The sequence below is a fragment of the Vibrio jasicida 090810c genome (assembly GCF_002887615.1).
Lineage (GTDB): Bacteria > Pseudomonadota > Gammaproteobacteria > Enterobacterales > Vibrionaceae > Vibrio > Vibrio jasicida.
The window spans coordinates 2,231,004-2,250,182 of the sequence record NZ_CP025793.1 but is presented as its reverse complement, the minus strand read 5'-3'; the positions used below and the strand labels follow the sequence as shown (position 1 = coordinate 2,250,182).

The 19,179-nt window shown below is 45.8% G+C and carries 14 protein-coding genes and 1 tRNA gene; 10 read left to right on the top strand and 5 right to left on the bottom strand.

What is annotated here, in order from left to right:
* Positions 1–71: 71 nt before the first annotated feature.
* Entirely contained in the window at positions 72–1,421 is a 1,350-nt protein-coding gene (locus C1S73_RS27490; RefSeq protein ID WP_038868540.1) for a sigma-54-dependent transcriptional regulator, read from the top strand.
* Between the two features lie 62 nt (positions 1,422–1,483).
* On the opposite strand, the gene brnQ is transcribed toward C1S73_RS27490, so the two are convergent.
* A complete protein-coding gene (gene brnQ, locus C1S73_RS27485; protein ID WP_038868541.1) occupies positions 1,484–2,794 on the bottom strand; it encodes a branched-chain amino acid transport system II carrier protein in 1,311 nt (436 codons plus the stop codon).
* Between the two features lie 836 nt (positions 2,795–3,630).
* Between brnQ and C1S73_RS27475 the strand changes: the two genes are divergently transcribed.
* The 4 genes from C1S73_RS27475 (at position 3,631) to C1S73_RS28175 (ending at position 9,484) form a co-directional block, all read left to right on the top strand.
* A complete protein-coding gene (locus C1S73_RS27475) occupies positions 3,631–4,641 on the top strand; it encodes a TAXI family TRAP transporter solute-binding subunit (protein WP_038868542.1) in 1,011 nt (336 codons plus the stop codon).
* An 88-nt stretch (positions 4,642–4,729) separates the two neighbouring features.
* Positions 4,730–6,853, top strand: coding sequence for a TRAP transporter permease (locus C1S73_RS27470; protein ID WP_038868543.1), 2,124 nt, complete (start codon positions 4,730–4,732; stop codon positions 6,851–6,853).
* An 8-nt stretch (positions 6,854–6,861) separates the two neighbouring features.
* Entirely contained in the window at positions 6,862–8,094 is a 1,233-nt protein-coding gene (lhgO, locus tag C1S73_RS27465) for an L-2-hydroxyglutarate oxidase (RefSeq protein ID WP_038868544.1), read from the top strand.
* A gap of 223 nt (positions 8,095–8,317) precedes the next feature.
* Complete coding sequence (locus C1S73_RS28175; RefSeq protein WP_227740535.1) at positions 8,318–9,484, top strand: glycoside hydrolase family 19 protein; 1,167 nt, start codon at positions 8,318–8,320, stop codon at positions 9,482–9,484.
* Between the two features lie 32 nt (positions 9,485–9,516).
* Here the strand turns inward: C1S73_RS28175 and C1S73_RS27455 are convergent, their stop codons facing one another.
* On the bottom strand, positions 9,517–9,924 hold the full coding sequence (locus tag C1S73_RS27455) for a cystatin (RefSeq protein ID WP_038868545.1): 408 nt from the start codon (positions 9,922–9,924) through the stop codon (positions 9,517–9,519).
* A 169-nt stretch (positions 9,925–10,093) separates the two neighbouring features.
* Here C1S73_RS27455 and C1S73_RS27450 point away from each other — a divergent pair, with 169 nt between their 5' ends.
* Both C1S73_RS27450 and C1S73_RS27445 read left to right on the top strand, forming a co-directional pair.
* A complete protein-coding gene (locus C1S73_RS27450) occupies positions 10,094–11,338 on the top strand; it encodes an NADH:ubiquinone reductase (Na(+)-transporting) subunit B (RefSeq protein ID WP_038868546.1) in 1,245 nt (414 codons plus the stop codon).
* 294 nt (positions 11,339–11,632) lie between these two features.
* Positions 11,633–13,033: a tryptophanase gene (locus C1S73_RS27445; protein WP_038868547.1), complete on the top strand. Its 1,401-nt coding sequence runs from the start codon at positions 11,633–11,635 to the stop codon at positions 13,031–13,033.
* 99 nt (positions 13,034–13,132) lie between these two features.
* Here C1S73_RS27445 and C1S73_RS27440 read toward each other — a convergent pair whose 3' ends face one another.
* Positions 13,133–13,744, bottom strand: a complete 612-nt coding sequence (locus tag C1S73_RS27440; protein ID WP_038868549.1) for a DUF2913 family protein — start codon at positions 13,742–13,744, stop codon at positions 13,133–13,135.
* 30 nt (positions 13,745–13,774) lie between these two features.
* Positions 13,775–13,858: transfer RNA gene (locus C1S73_RS27435), tRNA-Leu, on the bottom strand.
* 561 nt (positions 13,859–14,419) lie between these two features.
* Between C1S73_RS27435 and C1S73_RS27425 the strand changes: the two genes are divergently transcribed.
* The 3 genes from C1S73_RS27425 to C1S73_RS27415 all read left to right on the top strand — a co-directional run bounded on the left by C1S73_RS27425 (position 14,420) and on the right by C1S73_RS27415 (position 18,019).
* A complete protein-coding gene (locus C1S73_RS27425) occupies positions 14,420–15,628 on the top strand; it encodes a NupC/NupG family nucleoside CNT transporter (protein ID WP_038868550.1) in 1,209 nt (402 codons plus the stop codon).
* A 207-nt stretch (positions 15,629–15,835) separates the two neighbouring features.
* Positions 15,836–17,110, top strand: a complete 1,275-nt coding sequence (locus C1S73_RS27420; RefSeq protein WP_038868551.1) for a sugar phosphate nucleotidyltransferase — start codon at positions 15,836–15,838, stop codon at positions 17,108–17,110.
* Between the two features lie 111 nt (positions 17,111–17,221).
* Positions 17,222–18,019, top strand: a complete 798-nt coding sequence (locus tag C1S73_RS27415; protein ID WP_038868552.1) for a helix-turn-helix domain-containing protein — start codon at positions 17,222–17,224, stop codon at positions 18,017–18,019.
* 24 nt (positions 18,020–18,043) lie between these two features.
* Here the strand turns inward: C1S73_RS27415 and C1S73_RS27410 are convergent, their stop codons facing one another.
* Positions 18,044–19,129, bottom strand: coding sequence for a DUF3541 domain-containing protein (locus C1S73_RS27410; RefSeq protein WP_038868553.1), 1,086 nt, complete (start codon positions 19,127–19,129; stop codon positions 18,044–18,046).
* Between the last annotated feature and the right edge of the window lie 50 nt (positions 19,130–19,179).

Genomic DNA, 19,179 nt, shown 5'->3' with positions numbered 1-19,179 from the left:
CTCCTCAGTGGTTTTTGCTACCGTTAATAAAGAGCGATTTCTTTCCTACCCCATAAAGCAGGCAGTAACTCATGGCTTTTGACGACACCCCTAAAATTGCACTTATCGAAGACGATGACATTGTTCGTCAGGCTACCAGCCAATGGCTGCAACTGGCGGGGTTTGACGTGACCGCATTCAGTTTAGGCGAAGAGGGCAAAGCGGCCATTCTTAGCCAAGAATTTGATGCGATTGTCAGTGATGTTCGCCTGCCAGACACCGATGGTTTGTCGATACTAGAAAGTCTGATTGCTAATCACATTCCAACGCCGGTTATCTTGATCACCGGGCATGGTGACGTTGACATGGCTGTCGGGGCGTTACAAAACGGTGCGTTCGATTTTATCGAGAAACCTTTCCAACCTGAGCGCTTATCTCAACGTGTGACCGAAGCGGTCGAGAGTTATCGCGCACAAACGTCTACTCAAGATCGCCAAGAGTACCTATCTAGTGTTAGCGGCTTAGAAGAAGTGTTGATTGGGCGAAGCCGAGTGATGCAACAGCTTAGAGAACAAGTAGCCAAGTTAGCGCGCATTGATACTAACGTGATCATTTACGGCGAAACAGGTTGTGGTAAAGAGCTGGTGGCGACGAGCTTGCATAATGAAAGCCAACGTAGAACCCATCATTTTGTGCCAATCAACTGTGGCGCTATTCCTGAGAACTTGTTTGAAAGTGAGCTGTTTGGGCACGAAGCTGGGGCATTTACTGGAGCGGGTAAAAAGCGCATTGGTAAATTGGAATACGCGGATAAAGGCACCTTATTTTTTGATGAAATCGAGAGTATGCCGCTGTCCATGCAGGTGAAAGTGTTACGTTCATTACAGGAACATACAGTTGAGCGCGTTGGAGGCAATCAGCAGATCTCGGTTAATTTGAGAGTGATCGCCGCCGCGAAAGAAGATCTCAATGATCATGATGAGTTTCGTCAGGATTTGTACTATCGCCTCAATGTAGCGCAGATCTATTTGCCACCACTACGTGAGCGAGAAGAAGACGCGTTGATCTTGTTCGAACACTTTGCCCTGAAAAGTAACCCTGAGAGTCGTCCGCTTAGTGAAGCCGATAGAAAAGCCATTCTTGCTTACGCTTGGCCCGGTAACGTGCGTGAGCTAAGGAATGTCGCGATGCGTTTTGCTCTGGATGAAACCGTCTCCGTGATGGAAATTCTTTCCAGTCGACCATCTTCTACAACCGAAGAGACACAAGCGGGCGTTCCGTTGGCGATTCAGCTACATAATTTTGAGCGTAAAGTGCTGCATGATTCGCTAGTTCGACACCAAGGGCGAATCACGGATGTGATGGTCGAGCTAGATTTACCGCGCCGAACCCTCAACCAAAAGATGCAGAAATTTGGTTTGAATCGCTCTGATTACACATAAAAAAACGGCTTCTGAGGAAGCCGTTTTTTGTCGAGGTATTTTTTGTTGAGGTATTCACCAATCTAGGCTTGGTTCACCAACTCGGCTTGTTGTTGGCTTGCCTTGCGGGTAAAGGCTACACCCACAATCACCATAGCAATGGTCGGAACAATCCAGCTTGCAAAGTAGTGGTATAGCGGCATGTTGCTGTCTAACCATTGGTTTGCGGCTTCTGGCATGTAACCTAGGATGTGCAGCGCATCAACACAACCAAACGTTAGAGCAGTGAATGCGGTCGCGACCACCATGATTTGCGACATCTTGTTGCGCACTGGTGCCATGATCATCAACGCAATCGCGACTGGGTGAAGCGCCACAACCGCTGGCAATGTGATCGCCAATAGTTGCTCTAGACCTACGTTAGCGATCAAACCTGCCAATACCATGGTCGTGATCACGCAGCCTTTGTAGTTCACTTTGCTGAAAGTGTTGTCGTAAAACTCACTGCCTGCTGTGGTTACGCCGATAGCAGTAGTCAAACACGCCAATACCATCACGGCACCTAGTAATAGTGAGCCAAATGCGCCGAAGTGGCTGAAGGTGAACGCCGTTAAGATGTCGCCACCATTGCTGAACTCAGAACCCAAGTACGAGCTCGTCGAACCAATGTAAGCTAATGAGATGTAAACAAATGCCATGGCAACCGCGTACATCAGAGCTGCGATTAGCGTGTATTTTGCAGTGGCTTTCGGACAATCCACACCCATGCTACGAATCGCGCGGAAGATAATCCAACCAAAACCGATAGAACCTAGCGCATCCATGGTCATGTAGCCTTGGGTCAAGCCTTCAGCAAATGCGCCAGATACGTATGGTCCTGTTGCGGCAGTTAGCTCACCTGCAGGAGAAATCAAAGCCGTCACAGACATGATGATTAAGATAGCCATCAAGGCAGGCGTTAAGATCTTACCTAGGTTGTCGACCAACTTACCCGGATATAGGGCAAATAGAATGGTGATAGCACAGAAGGCAATAGTGAAAGGCACCAAAGCGGCATTACCAAACATTGGTGCAAAGCTAAATTGGTAAGCGACGGTAATGGCACGTGGTATTACGAACGCAGGACCAATCACGATAAACACCATTACCCAAAAACTGGTCGCCAAAGGTTTAGGTAGGGCAGCGGTTAATTTGTCTGAACCGTTCACGATAGCCACCATCACCAGTGCCATCGCAGGCAGACCTACGCCCGTTAAGAGGAAGCCAGACATCCCGCTCAGAAAGTTTTCACCTGCTTGGTAGCCCAAAAATGGAGGGAAGATCAGGTTACCCGCGCCTAAGTACATGGCGAAAGTCATGAAGCCCAAAGCGGCGATATTGCGTGCGCTTAACATTGTTATTCCTCTTATGTTTCGCTTGGAAGAAACTGAAAGGAATGGGAGGAGTATGTGGTGTTCCCGTCAGCTTCTTCTCAAGCTGACAGAAAGTTTAGATATAGCCTGTCAGCTCTAAATCAGTTTCAGAGAGAGCAGGAGGATCGCAGCAGCAACGCCTGATGGGCGTTTTAAAGCGAATTGTAATTGCGCAGTTGCTGACATGGATGATCCTTAATGACGAAAAAATACCAAGGAATACGTTTGCCTTGGCGTGTTTCTACCCTAACGAACATAGGGCTATTGGCACAACCCCGAAGTAGAAAATAAGTTGATACGGTCAACGTTTGTTTCTGAACTGGTGGATCGAACTGCTTTTTAAATTCAAAATTAGAATAAATGACTTTTCATTTCTGTAACATGACTTGTTTTGCTGTATTTTTGTGCTATTTGTAGTCGTTTAGGCTATAAACCTCCGCTGATAAAGTGAGCAGTTTAGAATGATGCGCTTTTTCTTCTTATTGTTAAGACGCTCATTAGTTGCAGTTCAACCCAAAATTGCATCGGCAAAATATTGCTTATTAGTGAATCGTGCATTTATTTTGTCTTGATCACATTTTATTAACCTTTTGCGATCTAGGCGTACAACCTTCTTCTCTTCAATGAGCAAGATCTTGCTCATTACTTTGCTATCAAATCAGCATGATTTTGCTCATTTTTGATGTCTTTCAGCACTTAGTTCAATAAATACAAAGGGTTAAAAGTTGGCATTTCAATTGCTCTAGGGAATGTGTTGTTAATAAAGATTTAACATGATGTAAATCCCCAATCGTGAAACGACTACACGGAGAGTAATAATGAAAATGAATAAGCTGGTAAAAGCTTTGGCTGTCGCTGTGACTTCTTTTGGTATTGCTGCTAACGCTGCGGCAGAAGATCGTAGCTACATTCTTGCAACGGCATCGACAGGTGGTACTTACTACCCTGTGGGCGTAGCGTTGGCGACGTTAAGCAAAGTGAAATTGGCACCAAAGCACCACTTCTCCCTTTCTGCAATCAGCTCTGCGGGCTCTGGTGAAAACGTCAAACTGCTGAACGAAAATGAAGCACAGTTCGCGATTCTACAAGGTCTTTACGGTGCGTGGGCTTGGTCTGGCGAAGGTCCTTATGAGAAAAGCGGTCGCCAAGAGCAGCTGCGTTCGGTCTCTATGTTGTGGCAAAACGTTGAGCACTTTATTGTTCGTTCTGACCTAGCAAAAACGGGCACAGTGACAGATCTAAACAACCTAGATGGTAAGAAGTTCTCCATCGGTAAGAAAAACTCTGGTACAGAGAATTCTGGTCGTCAAATCATGAAAGGTCTGAATGTCGACCCAGATAAATTCAATCTAGCCTACATGGGCTACGGCGGTAGCGCGAGTGCGCTTCAAAACGGCACTATTGACGGCATGAACACGCCAGCGGGAGTCCCCGTTGGGGCGGTCACTCAAGCTTTTGCTGCGCTAGGTAAAGACATCTCGATTCTTTCGTTTACAGACGAACAAATCAAAGAGGCGAATGGCCACTATAACCTTTGGACGAAATACGAGATCCCAGCCAACACCTACCCAGGTCTGGACAAGCCGATCACGACTATCGCACAACCAAACTTCTTGGCCGTTCGTGAAGATATCTCGGAAGAAGACGTATACCAGCTAACGAAAGCAATATACGAGAACTTGCCATTCCTACAAGGCATCCACAAAGCAACCAAAGCAATGGCAATGGAAAAAGCGATTGCGGGTTTGCCAGTGCCTCTTCACCCAGGCGCGGCGCGTTACTACAAAGAAATGGGCATCGAAATCCCATCAGATCTAATGGCGAAATAACGCCTACTTAGCCCCGAGTTTCGGCTCGGGGCATTTTATCCCTACCGATTTCTAAGATGGAAAAAGCCGCCAGAGCTTGGAGTATGAGATGAGCGACTCAATAGAAAAGGAATTACAGAAGTTTGAGCTGCCCACGCGCACTGACTTTCCGTGGGTAACCACCACAATTACAGTGTTTGGCGTGGTGTTGTCTGCTTTGCACATTTGGTTTAATACCTTATCGACCTTACCAGAGTTATGGATTTCCGCGACCCACTTTGCTGGCTTCGCGGTGATTTGTGCGCTTTGGTATCCGGCTCATATCTCTCTCAAGCAGAGTAAGATTGCACTCGGTATCGATGTGTTGATTGCTATGGGCGCGGTCGCGTGTTTGCTCTACATTCCTTATGCCGAAGATGCGCTGTACGAACGCGGTGTGAAGTTCGTGACCAGCGATTGGGTCTTCGCCATCATGGCAATTTTGATTGTTATCGAACTGATTCGACGCACCATGGGCTGGTTTATTCCAGTGTTGATTGTGGTGTGTCTGAGTTACGTTGTGTTTTGGGGTAAGTGGGCGACAGGCATTTTCCACTTCCCGGGTTTGAGCATGGAAACCTTGCTCTACCGCAGCTTTTATTCTTCTGAGGGCATGTTTGGTTCTATCTCGCGCATCAGTTGGACTTTCGTATTCATGTTCATTCTGTTTGGTGCGTTTCTTGTTCGCTCTGGTGTTGGTGATTACATTATCAACGTGGCACGTGCTGCGGCAGGCAAAATCATCGGTGGTCCCGGTTTTATTGCGGTGATTGGCTCGGGATTGATGGGCTCAGTATCGGGCTCCAGTGTGGCAAATACGGTTTCAACCGGTGTTATCAGTATTCCTTTAATGCAGAAAGCAGGTTTCCCTTCGCGCTTTGCTGCGGGCGTTGAAGCCGCAGCGTCAACAGGTGGTCAGCTGATGCCCCCAGTGATGGGCGCGGGTGCTTTCATCATGGCGTCTTACACGCAAATTCCTTATGTCGATATCATCGCGGTTTCCTTTATTCCTGCTCTTATTTATTTCTTGTCTGTGGCGTTCTTTGTGCGTATCGAAGCCAAACGCAGCGGCGTTCAAAAGATCACGACCAGTGATGAGTCTCTACTAAAAGTAGTGATCAGCGGATGGCACAACCTTATTCCACTGGCGGTATTGGTCACTTTGTTGGTTCAAGGCTTTACGCCGACTTACGCTGCGGGCTTGTCGATCATTTCAGTGGTGGTGGCTTCTTGGTTTTCGAAAGATCATAAGATGGGACCAAAAGCGATCATCGAAGCACTTTCACAAGGTGCGAAAAACATGGCGACAACCGCCGTATTGCTGGTAGGTATCGGTTTGGTGGTCAACGTGATCAGCACGACGGGCATTGGTAATACGTTCTCATTGATGATCGACGGTTGGGCGAATGGTGACTTGTTCATCATGATCGTTCTGATTGCGCTCGCTTCTCTGGTATTGGGCATGGGGTTACCCGTGACAGCGGCGTATATTGTATTGGGCACACTGTCTGCCCCTGCGCTTTACAAGTTGATTGCGGAAAACCAATTGCTTGAATTGATGGTGTCGGGTCAATTGCCTGAACAAGCAAAAGCCATCTTTATGTTGGCGGCGCCAGAAAAGTTGGAACTTCTTAATGCACCAATGGCGTTGGAAACCGCGAAAGAAATGGTGGCGTTAGTACCTGCGGACTTTATGGAAACCCTACTAGAGCAAAGTTTGGGTATGGAAGCGGTAGGCTTGGCATTGCTGGCTGCTCACCTCATCATCTTCTGGTTATCGCAAGACAGTAACGTAACGCCTCCAGTGTGTTTGACTGCATTTGCTGCGGCAACCATCGCTAAAACACCGCCAATGCGTACCGGTTTGATGGCATGGAAAATCGCTAAAGGTTTGTATCTTGTACCGCTGCTGATTGCTTACACAGGCTTGGTAAGTTGGGATGTAACGTCGGTAATTACCGTGGGCTTCTTCGCCATCATCGGAACCTATGCATTGATTGGTGCGATTGAAGGTTACTTGGAAGGTCCTCTAAACATTCTGACGCGTCTCTTGTTGGTTGTGGTGGGTACTTTGCTGGTTTGGCACGACATCCCAATGTTGGTTCGTGTGGCAAGCTGCGCGGTATTTGTCGCGGTGTTCATTTACAGTGGTCGCAAGTTCAAATTGCAACAATCTCAACTATCGGTTTTATAAGAGGTCGTATGAAATCAGTCTATGACTACATCATTGTTGGTGGCGGTATCGTTGGTGTGTCGACGGCATGGCAACTGCAGCAACGTCATCCAGACAAATCCATTTTATTGGTTGAGAAAGAGTCCGGTTTTGCCAAGCACCAAACCGGACACAATAGCGGCGTGATTCATGCCGGGGTGTACTACGCTCCGAGCAGCTTAAAAGCGGATTTTTGTAAGCGTGGGGTAGAGCGAACCATTTCGTTCTGTGCCGAGCACGATATTCCGGTGGAGAACTGTGGCAAGTTACTGGTTGCGACCAATGAGCAAGAAGTCGAACGCATGAATGCCCTCTATAAGCGCTGTCATGTCAACGGCATCGACGTAAAGCTACTCGATGAAGTTCAACTCAAGCTGGCTGAGCCAAACATCACTGGCTTAGGCGCGATTTATGTCAAAACTACCAGTATTGTCGATTATCGTTTGGTCACTGAGCAGATGGCGGAAGAGTTCCAAAATCTCGGCGGGCAAATTAGCTTGAGAACCAAAGTGGTGGCTGCCGAAGAGAAGGATGAAGAAGTCCAACTGACCTGCATTTCAGACGGGCAAACCATGCAGCTCAATGCCAAGTTCTTGGTCACTTGCAGCGGCTTGATGGCGGATCGCATGACTAAGATGATGTCTATTCCAACCGATTTCCAAATAATCCCTTATCGCGGCGAATACTACCGTTTAGATAGCAAACACGACCAAGTGGTGAATCATCTTATTTATCCAATTCCAGACCCTGATTTGCCATTCTTGGGCGTCCACCTGACTCGCATGATTGATGGCAGTGTGACCGTTGGTCCAAATGCGGTGCAAGGCTGGAAGCGAGAAGGGTACGACAAGGTTAACTTCAGCCTGCAAGATACCATGCAAATGCTCAGTTTCTCCGGCTTTTGGAAGGTGACACAAAAGCATCTAAAAACCGGATTGGATGAGTTTAAGAACTCGTGGTGGAAGCCGAGCTATCTGAAATTGGTCAACAAATATTGCCCAAGCATCAAGGTCGAAGACCTCAAACCATATCCTGCGGGTATTCGCGCGCAAGCAGTGTTATCCGATGGAACCTTGGTTCATGACTTCTTGTTTGCCGAAAGCGCGAGAAGCCTGCATGTTTGCAACGCCCCCTCTCCCGCGGCGACATCTGCAATGCCGATTGGGGAGTACATTTGCGATAAAGTGAATGAGAAGATAGAGGCGAAAACCGAGACGGTTTAACAGTAAAAAGCCAATCACAAAGTAGACGTCGTTAAACATGAGCCTGCATGGCGACAGGAGTTTGTTGATATCGTGCGCTATTCTTCGAGTGTGGATTGTATCGCAAGATAACGTAATTTATATGTATAAAGCGATTTAAAGGTGACGTATGGCAGCGTTTAACTTACATTTTTAAGATGTTTTCTAGCTCTTTCTATTTAAATTTGTATTTATTGGAGGAGTTATGATTACGAAGCAACATCTTAGGAAAGTTTGGAAGAATGAAGCGAGAGTTTCAGATGAATATTTACTAGTTATAAGCGAAGAACTTTCATCAAAGCTAGTTGAATGTAAGTTAGATAGCGAATTACGAATATCGCACTTCATTGCTCAATTGGTAAAAGAGGTAGGTCCTTATATCACGCTTGAAGAGAATTTCAATTATTCAGTTCAGGGATTAAAAAATACATTCAAAACCTATCGTAAAAATCCAGAGCTAGCAGAAAAACATGGAAGAAACGCCGCAATCAATCAAAAAGCCAATCAACAAGCAATAGCAAACAATGCGTATGCTATGAGAATAGGGAATGGAAGTGAAAGCACTGGTGATGGCTGGAAGTACCGCGGTAGAGGAATGATACAGCTTACAGGTAAGGGGAATTATGCTGCAATAGAAGGAGTACACGCCAACATCTGGGATGAAGATGTGAGTTTTGTTTCCTCCCCAAACCTTGTGGCTAAACCAAAATATGCAGTAAGGACTGCGATGATTTTTTGGTTAAATAACAAGTTATATTTGAAAGCTGACAAAGGAGCCTCTCGTACTGTCACGGATAGTATTACAGCGGTAGTTAATAAAAATACAGATTCATATGGACAACGACATGAGATTTTGCTGGGCTGTATAAAAAAGGTACATTCAAAGATATTTTTAGGTAGTTTTTTTTTGACGATGTTGTTGGTACCTACTCCATCTTTAAGTTTTCAAATCTTGAGTTTTAATGATGCATATTTGTTATCAGGTCACGAGTTGGAGTCAGATTATATGGTCTACGTGCCAGGTTCTATGGAAGCAGAAATTACCAATGTGCTTAAATTTGATTGTGAAGGCAGCCGTGTTGAAGCGGTGAAAATTGGTAGCGAAATTAACAACGCAGCGACGTATGGCGAACATCTCCAATACTATTTCTTTCTCGTGAGAGACCATCAGTTTCACGTTCCTCTAAGAATTGTTGAATCTTTTCAAACGGTTGATAAAGAGTCCAAAGAGGTTCTATCGGAACATTTACCATTCACCAAGCATGATGTGTCTGACTTAGTATGTGATTTGATTCGCCCCCAGATTATGAGTTATCAGTTTACACGAGCGTTTGAAGCCGTCGCTAAACCAGAAAAGAACAAAGGCGACTAAACTGTCGCCTTTATTGTATTTGAATCTGGGAATTAGGAGTTGCCGTCTTTCGGGCAGAGTTCGCCTTTTTTGGCGTGTCTCTCGATCATGTAATCGCCGCGAGCACTGTGCAGGACAATCGCGTTCCAAACTTCTCCATCTTTAAGCTCGAACTCCATCGCATAGTGTGTACCGCCGACGATTTGAGTTCTGACATCATTGATTTGCTTTAACTTATCTGTCGCATTCATTTGATGCAGAATCATGCTGAGCGAGCGTTCTGCATCCGGTGTCACTTTCGCCACTTGCCAACCTCCAGGGACACCACTTTTCGAACCGCAGATGGCTTGCATTTTCTTCTTCAAACCAGGGGACATTTGCTTGTCTACGGCCAATGCATTACCTGCAAATGAAAAAGCGGCCAACGACATCATCGCGGTCCACATCATCCTTAACTTCATAATCCACTCCATTGTTTTGTTATTGATTGAGTATAAGCACGCCTTTCACGGTTTACATAATAGTAAGGTTTTCTGTGCCAACAAATAAATACGTAATGGGGGAGTTAAACAAGCTAAAAACGATCGCTTTTGATAGCGGCTCGTAACATTCTTTAGAGGAGGAGACGTTATGAGTCTGAAGCATTATTTTGAAAAGGTCTCACCAAAGTTTGAACCGGGAGGCCAATACCACAAGTTCTACCCACTCTTCGAAGCTGTTGAAACCCTTTTTTATACGCCGGGTAAAGTGAACCACGGCGTCACCCATGTTCGAGACAGCATCGATTTGAAGCGCATCATGATCATGGTGTGGTTAGCTGTATTCCCCGCGATGTTTTGGGGCATGTATAACATCGGTCAGCAATCCAGCGATGCTCTGCTTTATGGTCTTGACCAAGTTGCCGCGCAACAAGCGATCGATGCCTCTTGGGGGCTGAGTTGGGTTTGGGGCTCAGTAGAAGCAGCGAGCCAAGCAGGTTGGGCGAGCAAAATGTTGGTTGGCGCAACCTACTTTCTGCCTGTCTATGCGACTGTGTTTGTGGTTGGTGGGTTCTGGGAAGTGCTGTTTGCTATCGTCCGCAAGCACGAGGTGAATGAAGGCTTCTTTGTTAGCTCCATTCTGTTTGCGTTAATTCTCCCGCCCACCATTCCGTTGTGGCAAGCCGCGTTAGGTATCACTTTTGGTATTGTGGTGGCGAAAGAAATCTTCGGTGGTACGGGGCGTAACTTCTTAAATCCCGCATTGGCAGGGCGTGCGTTCTTGTACTTCGCCTATCCAGCCAATATGTCTGGCGGTGCCGTTTGGGTTTCGGCTGATGGCTACTCTGGTGCAACCCCTCTTAGCCAATGGTACGAAGGTGGACAGAGCGCTTTGACCAACAATATGACAGGCCAGCCTATCTCTTGGATGGACGCTTTCGTCGGTAATTTGCCGGGTTCTATGGGAGAAGTTTCGACCCTGCTGATCGCGCTTACAGGTCTGGTGCTGATCTTTATGAAGATCGCTTCGTGGCGAATCGTTGCGGGGGTCTTTGTTGGCTTAGCTGTGACGTCGCTACTGCTTAATGCGATCGGGTCGAATACCAATCCTATGTTCTCTATGCCGTTTTACTGGCACTTTGTGATTGGTGGTGTTGCGTTTGGTACCTTCTTTATGGCGACAGACCCAGTATCGGCTGCCTTCACAAATGGCGGTAAATGGGCTTACGGTATTCTGATTGGTGTGATGACGATATTTATTCGAGTGCTAAACCCCGCCTACCCAGAAGGCATCATGCTAGCGATTTTGTTTGCCAACTTGTTTGCTCCATTGTTCGACTACATGGTCAAAGAGAGCAGCATTAAGCGTAGAATGAAAAGGGCAAGACCTTCGTGAAATGAGGTGAGCTTCACTGAAATTTGATTGAAAACTGCACTATATTGAAAAGGTCAGGGACATGGGGTTTCTGGCTTTTCTTTTTATCAGGAGGACGAAGACGATGAGAGTCAAGAATATTCTTGATAGCCGTTTGGTGCTGTCGTTCTGGTACAACCTAGACTTCTGCCTGTCTCTTCTTAGTAAAATTTCTGGTCGTTAATTTCCTCAATGCTCTCGCATTGAAAAGCAATTTATCTGTTTGTTTTACTCTTCGCTTAAGTGCGTAGGGTCATGCGTATAAGGAAATTAACAATGAAACGTATCCCAGAACCGTTCCGTATCAAAATGGTTGAGCCAATCAAAATGACGACCTTGGCTGACCGAGAAGTTGCCCTTAAACAAGCGGGCTTTAACCCATTTCTTCTTCGTAGTGATGATGTTTATATCGACCTGCTGACCGACTCTGGTACAGGTGCCATGAGTGACAACCAGTGGGCAGGTATCATGATGGGTGATGAGTCCTACGCGGGGAGTCGCAACTACTACAACTTGTGTGATGCAGTAGAGCATTTCTTTGGCTACAAGCTTACTGTGCCAGCACACCAAGGCCGTGGTGCCGAGCAAATCTTATTCCCAGCCTTGATTGAACGTATGCGTCAGGTTCGCGGTGGTGAGACACCAGTGTTTATATCAAATTACCACTTCGACACCACAGCGGGTCACATTGAGCTCAATGGCGGTAAAGCGATTAACGTGGTAACAGAAGAAGCATTCGACACTACCACGCCATACGACTGGAAGGGGAACTTTGACCTTAATAAGCTGGTGGCAACGATTGAAGAGCATGGTTCTCACAACATCTGTGCGATCATCACAACGGTTACGTGTAACAGTTCAGGCGGTCAGCCTGTGTCGATGGAAAACATGCGCAGCGTGTACGAAATCGCAACCAAGTACGACATTCCAGTGGTGATTGATTCGGCTCGTTACTGTGAGAACGCTTACTTTATCAAGCAACGCGAAGCGGACTACGAGACCAAATCGATTCTTGAAATCATCCGCGAGATGTACCAATACGGCGACATGCTCACTATGTCAGCGAAGAAGGACCCAATGGTAAACATTGGTGGTATGTGTTGTATTCGCGATCATCAAGAGCTGTTCCAAGCGGTTCAAACACGATGTGTACCGATGGAAGGCTTTGTGACTTACGGTGGTATGGCTGGCCGTGATATGGAAGCCTTGGCTCGTGGTCTGTATGAAGGTGCGGATGAGGATTACCTTCACTACCGCATCAGCCAAGTGCAATACTTGGGTGAGCGTCTACGCGAGGGTGGCATTCCAATTCAATATCCAACGGGTGGTCATGCCGTGTTTGTTGATGCAGCGAAAATCCTACCTCATATACCCGCGGATCAATTTCCAGCACAAGTGTTGTGTAATGCTTTGTACTTAGAAGCGGGGATTCGTGCAGTAGAGATTGGTTCACTGTTGCTTGGTCGAGATCCGGAAACGGGTGAACAGAAAGCATCAGAACTCGAATTGATGCGCTTGACCATCCCGCGTCGCGTCTACACCAACGACCATATGGATTATATCGCCGATGCCATTATTGAATTGAAGAACCGCTCGCATGAGTTAAAGGGACTCACCTTTGATTATGAGCCTCCGGTACTTCGTCACTTTACGGCACGCTTTCGCGAGCTGGATTGATCGAGAAAACGTTATGTTTCGATAAGCAAAAGGCCGCGAAATTCGCGGCCTTTTAGAACTTGGCTTACAACGTTAATGGTATGTTTATATCAATCAAACTTACGCTAACTCGAGTGAGATACGTACAAATTGTTCGTCTTGATATTGAACTTCATAATTGAAGGTGTTGCTGGCATAAATGCTACCTAAGAACAGTGAACGTTGACTCATTGGGCCACGGAAAAGCATCGAAATAGGTGCGATCATGGCATTATTGTCGTCGAAATGTTGGTTTAAGTTGTCAGAGAGGACACACAGTAAGCAGCCATGCTGGTCGTGTGATAAATCGACATCTTCAGGACGCGAGAGCAGTACGGTCGTACCGAGTTTTTTCTCTACTTCGTTAATCAGTAGCAAGTAACTATCGAGGTGAGGTTGCGGATTGCTCGGTTTATTCGCACCCACACAGCGTTCAAGCAAAGCTTCAAGGTTGCCATTTTCCCCTTTGGCCTGTTGAGTCAGAGACTTTAACGGCTTTTTAATCAGTTTGTAGCGGTTACTTTTAAGCTTAGGCTTAAGCCATTTTTGCAGTAAGTCGTTACGTTCTTTTAAGGGAATTGGTCGCGAGGACGCATGGAGTTTGAAGTGCAGGTGTAATAGGGCGTGCACTGCAAGCTCGCTTAGAAGTTGGTTAGCATCAGCGGATTGTCTTGCCTGCTTAGAACTTTGCATTACACTCTAAATTTCTTATAGGAAGAATAATGGTGCCGAGAGAGGGACTCGAACCCTCACACCTAAGGCACTAGCACCTCATGCTAGCGTGTCTACCAATTTCACCATCTCGGCATCATGATGCTCTGAATACACAGAGGCTTCGGAAAGAAGCGTTCCAAATTGTATATCCAAAATCCATAGATTGGCGAGAGCAAAATTACTCATTTTTGGACTTTGGTGTTCGATTGAACATTTATTGTCCGTTTTTGGCCGTTTCACCATGCGTTCCCCTCTTAATACCCCTATTTTCACTACAAGTATGAACACAAATTGGCATTCTTGCGCAAAAAATGAACGCTTGAACGTTTGCGTAAATAAATGTGATGAAACTCTCGTTTTGATGGCTATACTTGCGACCCGTTTAAGCGGGAATTAGGGTTCGTTGTTCAGGACCCTTACCCATACAAGCCGTCACATGGAGCGGGATGAGTCGAATACTCTCCAGCAGTGAATGACCCCACGGACCGGACCAGCTAAGTTCAATTGCTTGTATAAGGTAAAAATAAGATGTCGAACTATCCGTTCTGTCGCCATGTTAGATCTACGAGTGCCTTGTCACTCGACACGTTGTCCCTTTCTTTTGCCAATTCCTTTGGCGTTTCTTTCTTTTTCAACGTTCAGTAGGTCTGATTCATGAGTGTTCTATTTAGTTTATTTGGTATTGTTGCACTACTAGGTTGTGCGTTCCTACTGTCAGAGAGCCGTTCTTCAATCAATTGGAAAACCGTATCTCGTGCTTTGTTGCTCCAAATGGGTTTTGCTGCTCTAGTGCTTTACTTCCCTTGGGGGCAAGCCGCGTTGGCCAGTTTGAGTAGTGGTGTTGCGGGTCTTTTAAGTTTTGCTGATGAAGGGATCAAATTCCTCTTTGGTGACCTTGCTTCTACTGGTTTTATCTTTGCTGTCCGCGTTCTTCCTATCATCATTTTCTTCAGCGCTCTTATCTCTGCCCTTTACTACTTGGGTATCATGCAAAAAGTGATTCAATTTATTGGCGGTGCTATCCAAAAGTTTTTGGGTACCAGCAAAGCAGAATCATTGGTTGCAACAGGTAACATCTTCCTATCCCAAGGCGAATCACCACTTCTTATCCGTCCATTTCTACAAAACATGACCCGCTCTGAGCTGTTTGCGGTAATGGCTGGTGGTATGGCGTCAGTCGCAGGTAGTGTTTTGGGTGGTTACGCAGGTCTAGGTGTAGAGTTGAAATACCTAATCGCAGCAAGCTTCATGGCAGCACCAGGTAGCTTGTTGATGGCAAAAATCATCGTGCCTGAGCGTCAAACCCCAAGTGATTACAACAACATCGAGCTGGATAAATCAGAAGAAAGCAACGTAATCGATGCGCTAGCAAGCGGTGCGATGGGCGGTATGAAAGTTGCTGTTGCGGTCGGTACGATGCTTATTGCCTTCGTGAGTGTGATTGCGATGGTAAACACGGGTTTAGAAAACTTAGGTGAAATGTTCGGTTTTGCTGGCATCACGCTACAGGCTATTTTCGGTTACCTATTTGCACCTCTAGCATGGTTGATTGGCGTTCCGGGCCACGAAGTACTTACAGCGGGCTCTTATATCGGTCAGAAAATCGTAATGAACGAATTCGTCGCATTTATCGACTTCGTACAACATAAAGCGACACTGACTGAGCACACGCAAATTATCATTACTTTTGCTTTGTGTGGCTTTGCCAACATCGGTTCGATTGCGATTCAACTTGGTTCAATTGGTGTGATGGCACCAGAGCGTCGTAAAGACGTAGCAAATATGGGACTGAAAGCGGTAGCAGCAGGTACCCTAGCAAACCTAATGAGCGCTTGTTTAGCCGGTATCTTTATTTCTCTTTAAGGGATGCCCGCACATAAAAATAAATCAAAACCCGCTTCCATAGCGGGTTTTTGTTTATAAAACGCTTGAATGAGAGATTGCTTAAATATTTAAGAGAACATTGCTCTGTAATATTATTTTTTGAGCACATTGCCCCCAATATTGAATAGTACTGCCGTACGGTTTACGTTTACTTTCTAAACTATAAATAAGACAAGGAAGTGAAACATGACGTCAAAAGTAGTATCGATCGTGTTAGCCGATAAGGAGAGTGGTGGGTTCGAGCCGCTCTCAGGAACGTGCTGTAAATCTATTACCCCATTCGCGGGTGCCCATCGTTTGATTGACTTTGCGTTGAGCAATCTAATTCAATCTGGCATCAAGCGTAATCTTGTCTTAAGTCGATTTCATTGCCCTGCTTTAAATGAACACATTAAGCGTGCTTGGAGCAAGTACGAAGCGAGCATCGACATTCTTGAGCCGGCATACCCCCATAATAAGTTTTTGCCTGCGTTGCAGTACAATTGGACGGATGCTTTGCTGCAAAACCTAGAGGCCATTAACCGTCCGACTGATGAGCATGTGCTGTTAGTTGGTGGAGAACAAATTCATCGGCGCTACCTTTCTTCATTGCTGCAATACCACAGAATCCAAGCGTCTGAGTTAACGCTTGTTGTAGCTCAAGTTCCTACCGAGCGAGCGTCTGCTTATCATGTTGTGGAACTGGATGAGCAAAACCAAGTAACAAGCATTCAGCACCAGCCACAACAACCTGCAGAGATACCAAATAAGCCAGGCCTCTCTCTTGTGCTTACCGAGAACTATGTGCTTAAGCGTGCGACCTTAGTCAAAGGCTTGTTCACCAATGCAAAAAACTTAGACGGACGACATGATTTAACTTGTGATGTGATTGGTAAACTGGTTCAGAAGGTCAAAGTGGCAATATTCGATTTGGGAGCCGTTGATTCAGACCAAGCCCCTTTGTATTGGCATGGTTTGAATAGTGTTGATGACTATTGGTCGGTGCAAATGGCGATGTTGGTTGAGCAAAATGATACGCAAAAGAAAAGCTCAGAGCCATTGCTTAGTAAAGAAGTCGTCTCGCAGCGATCCAGCTTATGTAATGATGCGGGAGGCATTAAAGTTCGCATTAAAGACAGCTATATCGCTTCAGGCTGCCGAATTGAAGGGGCGTGCTCTATCCGCTCTGTGATTGGGGTTGATTGTGATTTAGGTAGAAACAGCATGTTGCATGAGGCGGTATTGATGGCGCGCTGTAAGATTGGAGCAAACAGCCGCATTACACGTGCCATTATTGAAGAGGATGTCCATATCGCTCCAGGGACAGTCATTGGTGAGAAATTTGAGAAAGACAGTGAGCGGTTTTTCGTAACGGAGGGGGGATTGATCGTGATTCCCAAAGGCAGTCGAGTCGGTTTTGAACAACCACTGACGTCACTGCATGACAATTACCCTGAAGACGTTACAGCGAATACGATTTAAGTCCGGTAAGGTTTATTGTGTTTTTCATTTTACGAAATACTGAAATCTTATCTATTTTAATTAAAAGATTTATAACACATTGATATTGAGCCCAGTTGGCTAGGAGAGAGGATGAAGTTCGATCGTCTTCATTTTGCAAATGCATTGAAGCATTACCGAAAAAAATCAAACTACTCGCAGGATGGGTTGGCCGAACTCCTCTCCTCCGCTCATCGTGTTTTTTCTAGTTTAAACCAAGCTACATTGAGCCAGTGGGAAAGGGGGAAGATTGAACCCACTCTACTGCGCCGCCTCGGGATTGCTCATTTCTTTCAGCAGCCTTATCACTATGATGAACAAGAGCTAAAAAGTGTCAAAAAAGCACTGCAACATCCTGTGAATTTCCAAAATCTGAATACGGTGTATGACTATGAAATCACGCATCGCAGTCATGTTGCTTTTGATAAGCTGGACGAGGACGACAAACAGCTGATCTTCGATTCTCATTTCAGGCAAAATGGCAATGCAGTCACAGATACGTTTGATGCCTTATGTTTGACCCAGCCTAAAGTGTTTTGCTTTTACTATAAGAAGATGTTGGTTGGTCATGTATTGTATGAGCTAAAGCAAGGGGCGATTTATCTTATCAGTGTGGTCTTTCTCACTAAAACCATTCGAACCGCATTACTTAATCATATCGCGGAGATCAGCCGAGGTTTGATGGTGTATTTTCCGATTCGAGACCGCAGCCTCAAGCAGTTTATGAGTGACTGCTTCCTAGAAAAGTGCTGTTATAGCCGCAGCGTCACCTTTTATGTTGGAACCAGTGAACAGTTTTTTGATAACCCGATGATTCTCAGTGTGATGGAAGGCTATCAAGATTTTCGTTTAGTCCGCTATGAACAAGTACAGAAAAAGCAGAAGGTCTAACCTTATTGTTTAAATAGCACCATATTACGATTTCGGAACCAGCCCGTAGGGTAACGATTGAAAAGCGAATGGCTGATTGGCAACCGTCGGAGCTTGGTGAACACCCTTCCAGTCCAATAACATGATAGCCAAGACATTTCTATGCTCTCCATATTTTAAGTCGAAGTCGCCATCGACCGATGGGATCATGCCTTGTTCGAGATTGATTGAGCCTTGAATCGCTTGACGTGTTTTCTCGACGACTGGGTCATTCTCTAGCCCCGCAAGAAGAAACGTAATACCCACTTCGGCAATCACATCTTCTTTAGAGCGTAAGATAATCGTATCGATATTGTCGCGGAAGTAATCGTATATCCATTGATGATCAGATTCATTGACCTGTTTTTGATAGTACTGAGAATCACCAAAAATAATGTGTGTCATGCCGTAGATTTTGTTGCTGTATTGCTGCGGTGACAACTTCTTATCCTGTGAATCTGGATAGGTGCTTTTAAACGCTTTGGTGAAGTCATTGACGACATCTTGCTCACCCAGTTGGCGTAGCCAATAAACTTGATTGGCCAGTTGCGCTGCCCATGCCTCGATCATTTCAGGATCGGTCGCGTATTTGGTGAAATCATAACGTCGAATGACGCTTCTTAAGGTCTTATCGTGTTTGTGTTTAAGGCCGTATTCGTCAGCTCTTGCCATTGCACCCAGCAAATCGACCCCTAGATAAAAATACTCAGGTTGATGCTTGGTCACGGTATAGCGGCGCTGGCCTCGTTCGTCTTCTTGGTCATGGTAATTGGCAAGGCGTTTTTCTGAATACAATATGATTTGTTCTGGCGTATTCACATCACTGGCAAAGTGATTCAAACGGCTGGCGACTTGAGCCATGTCTGTCCACACCGCAGGAAGGTATTTATCATCTAGAGTTTGGCGGTACATGCGCAACCCAAAGTGGCCTTCTTTAAATGCTGGTAGGGAATAAAGCTGCGACTCAAACGTATCTTTTATTAACTGTGCAGATTGAGGGTAGCTCAACACGGGTGAGTCCTGGTCGGCTTGAACGTTAAAGACCAACGAACAAGAGAGCAAGATAGCTAAGTTGAGAGGTTTGATACGCATAATTACATTCCACAAAAAGCCCAGAATTCAAACCTAGCATCAATGCTTCT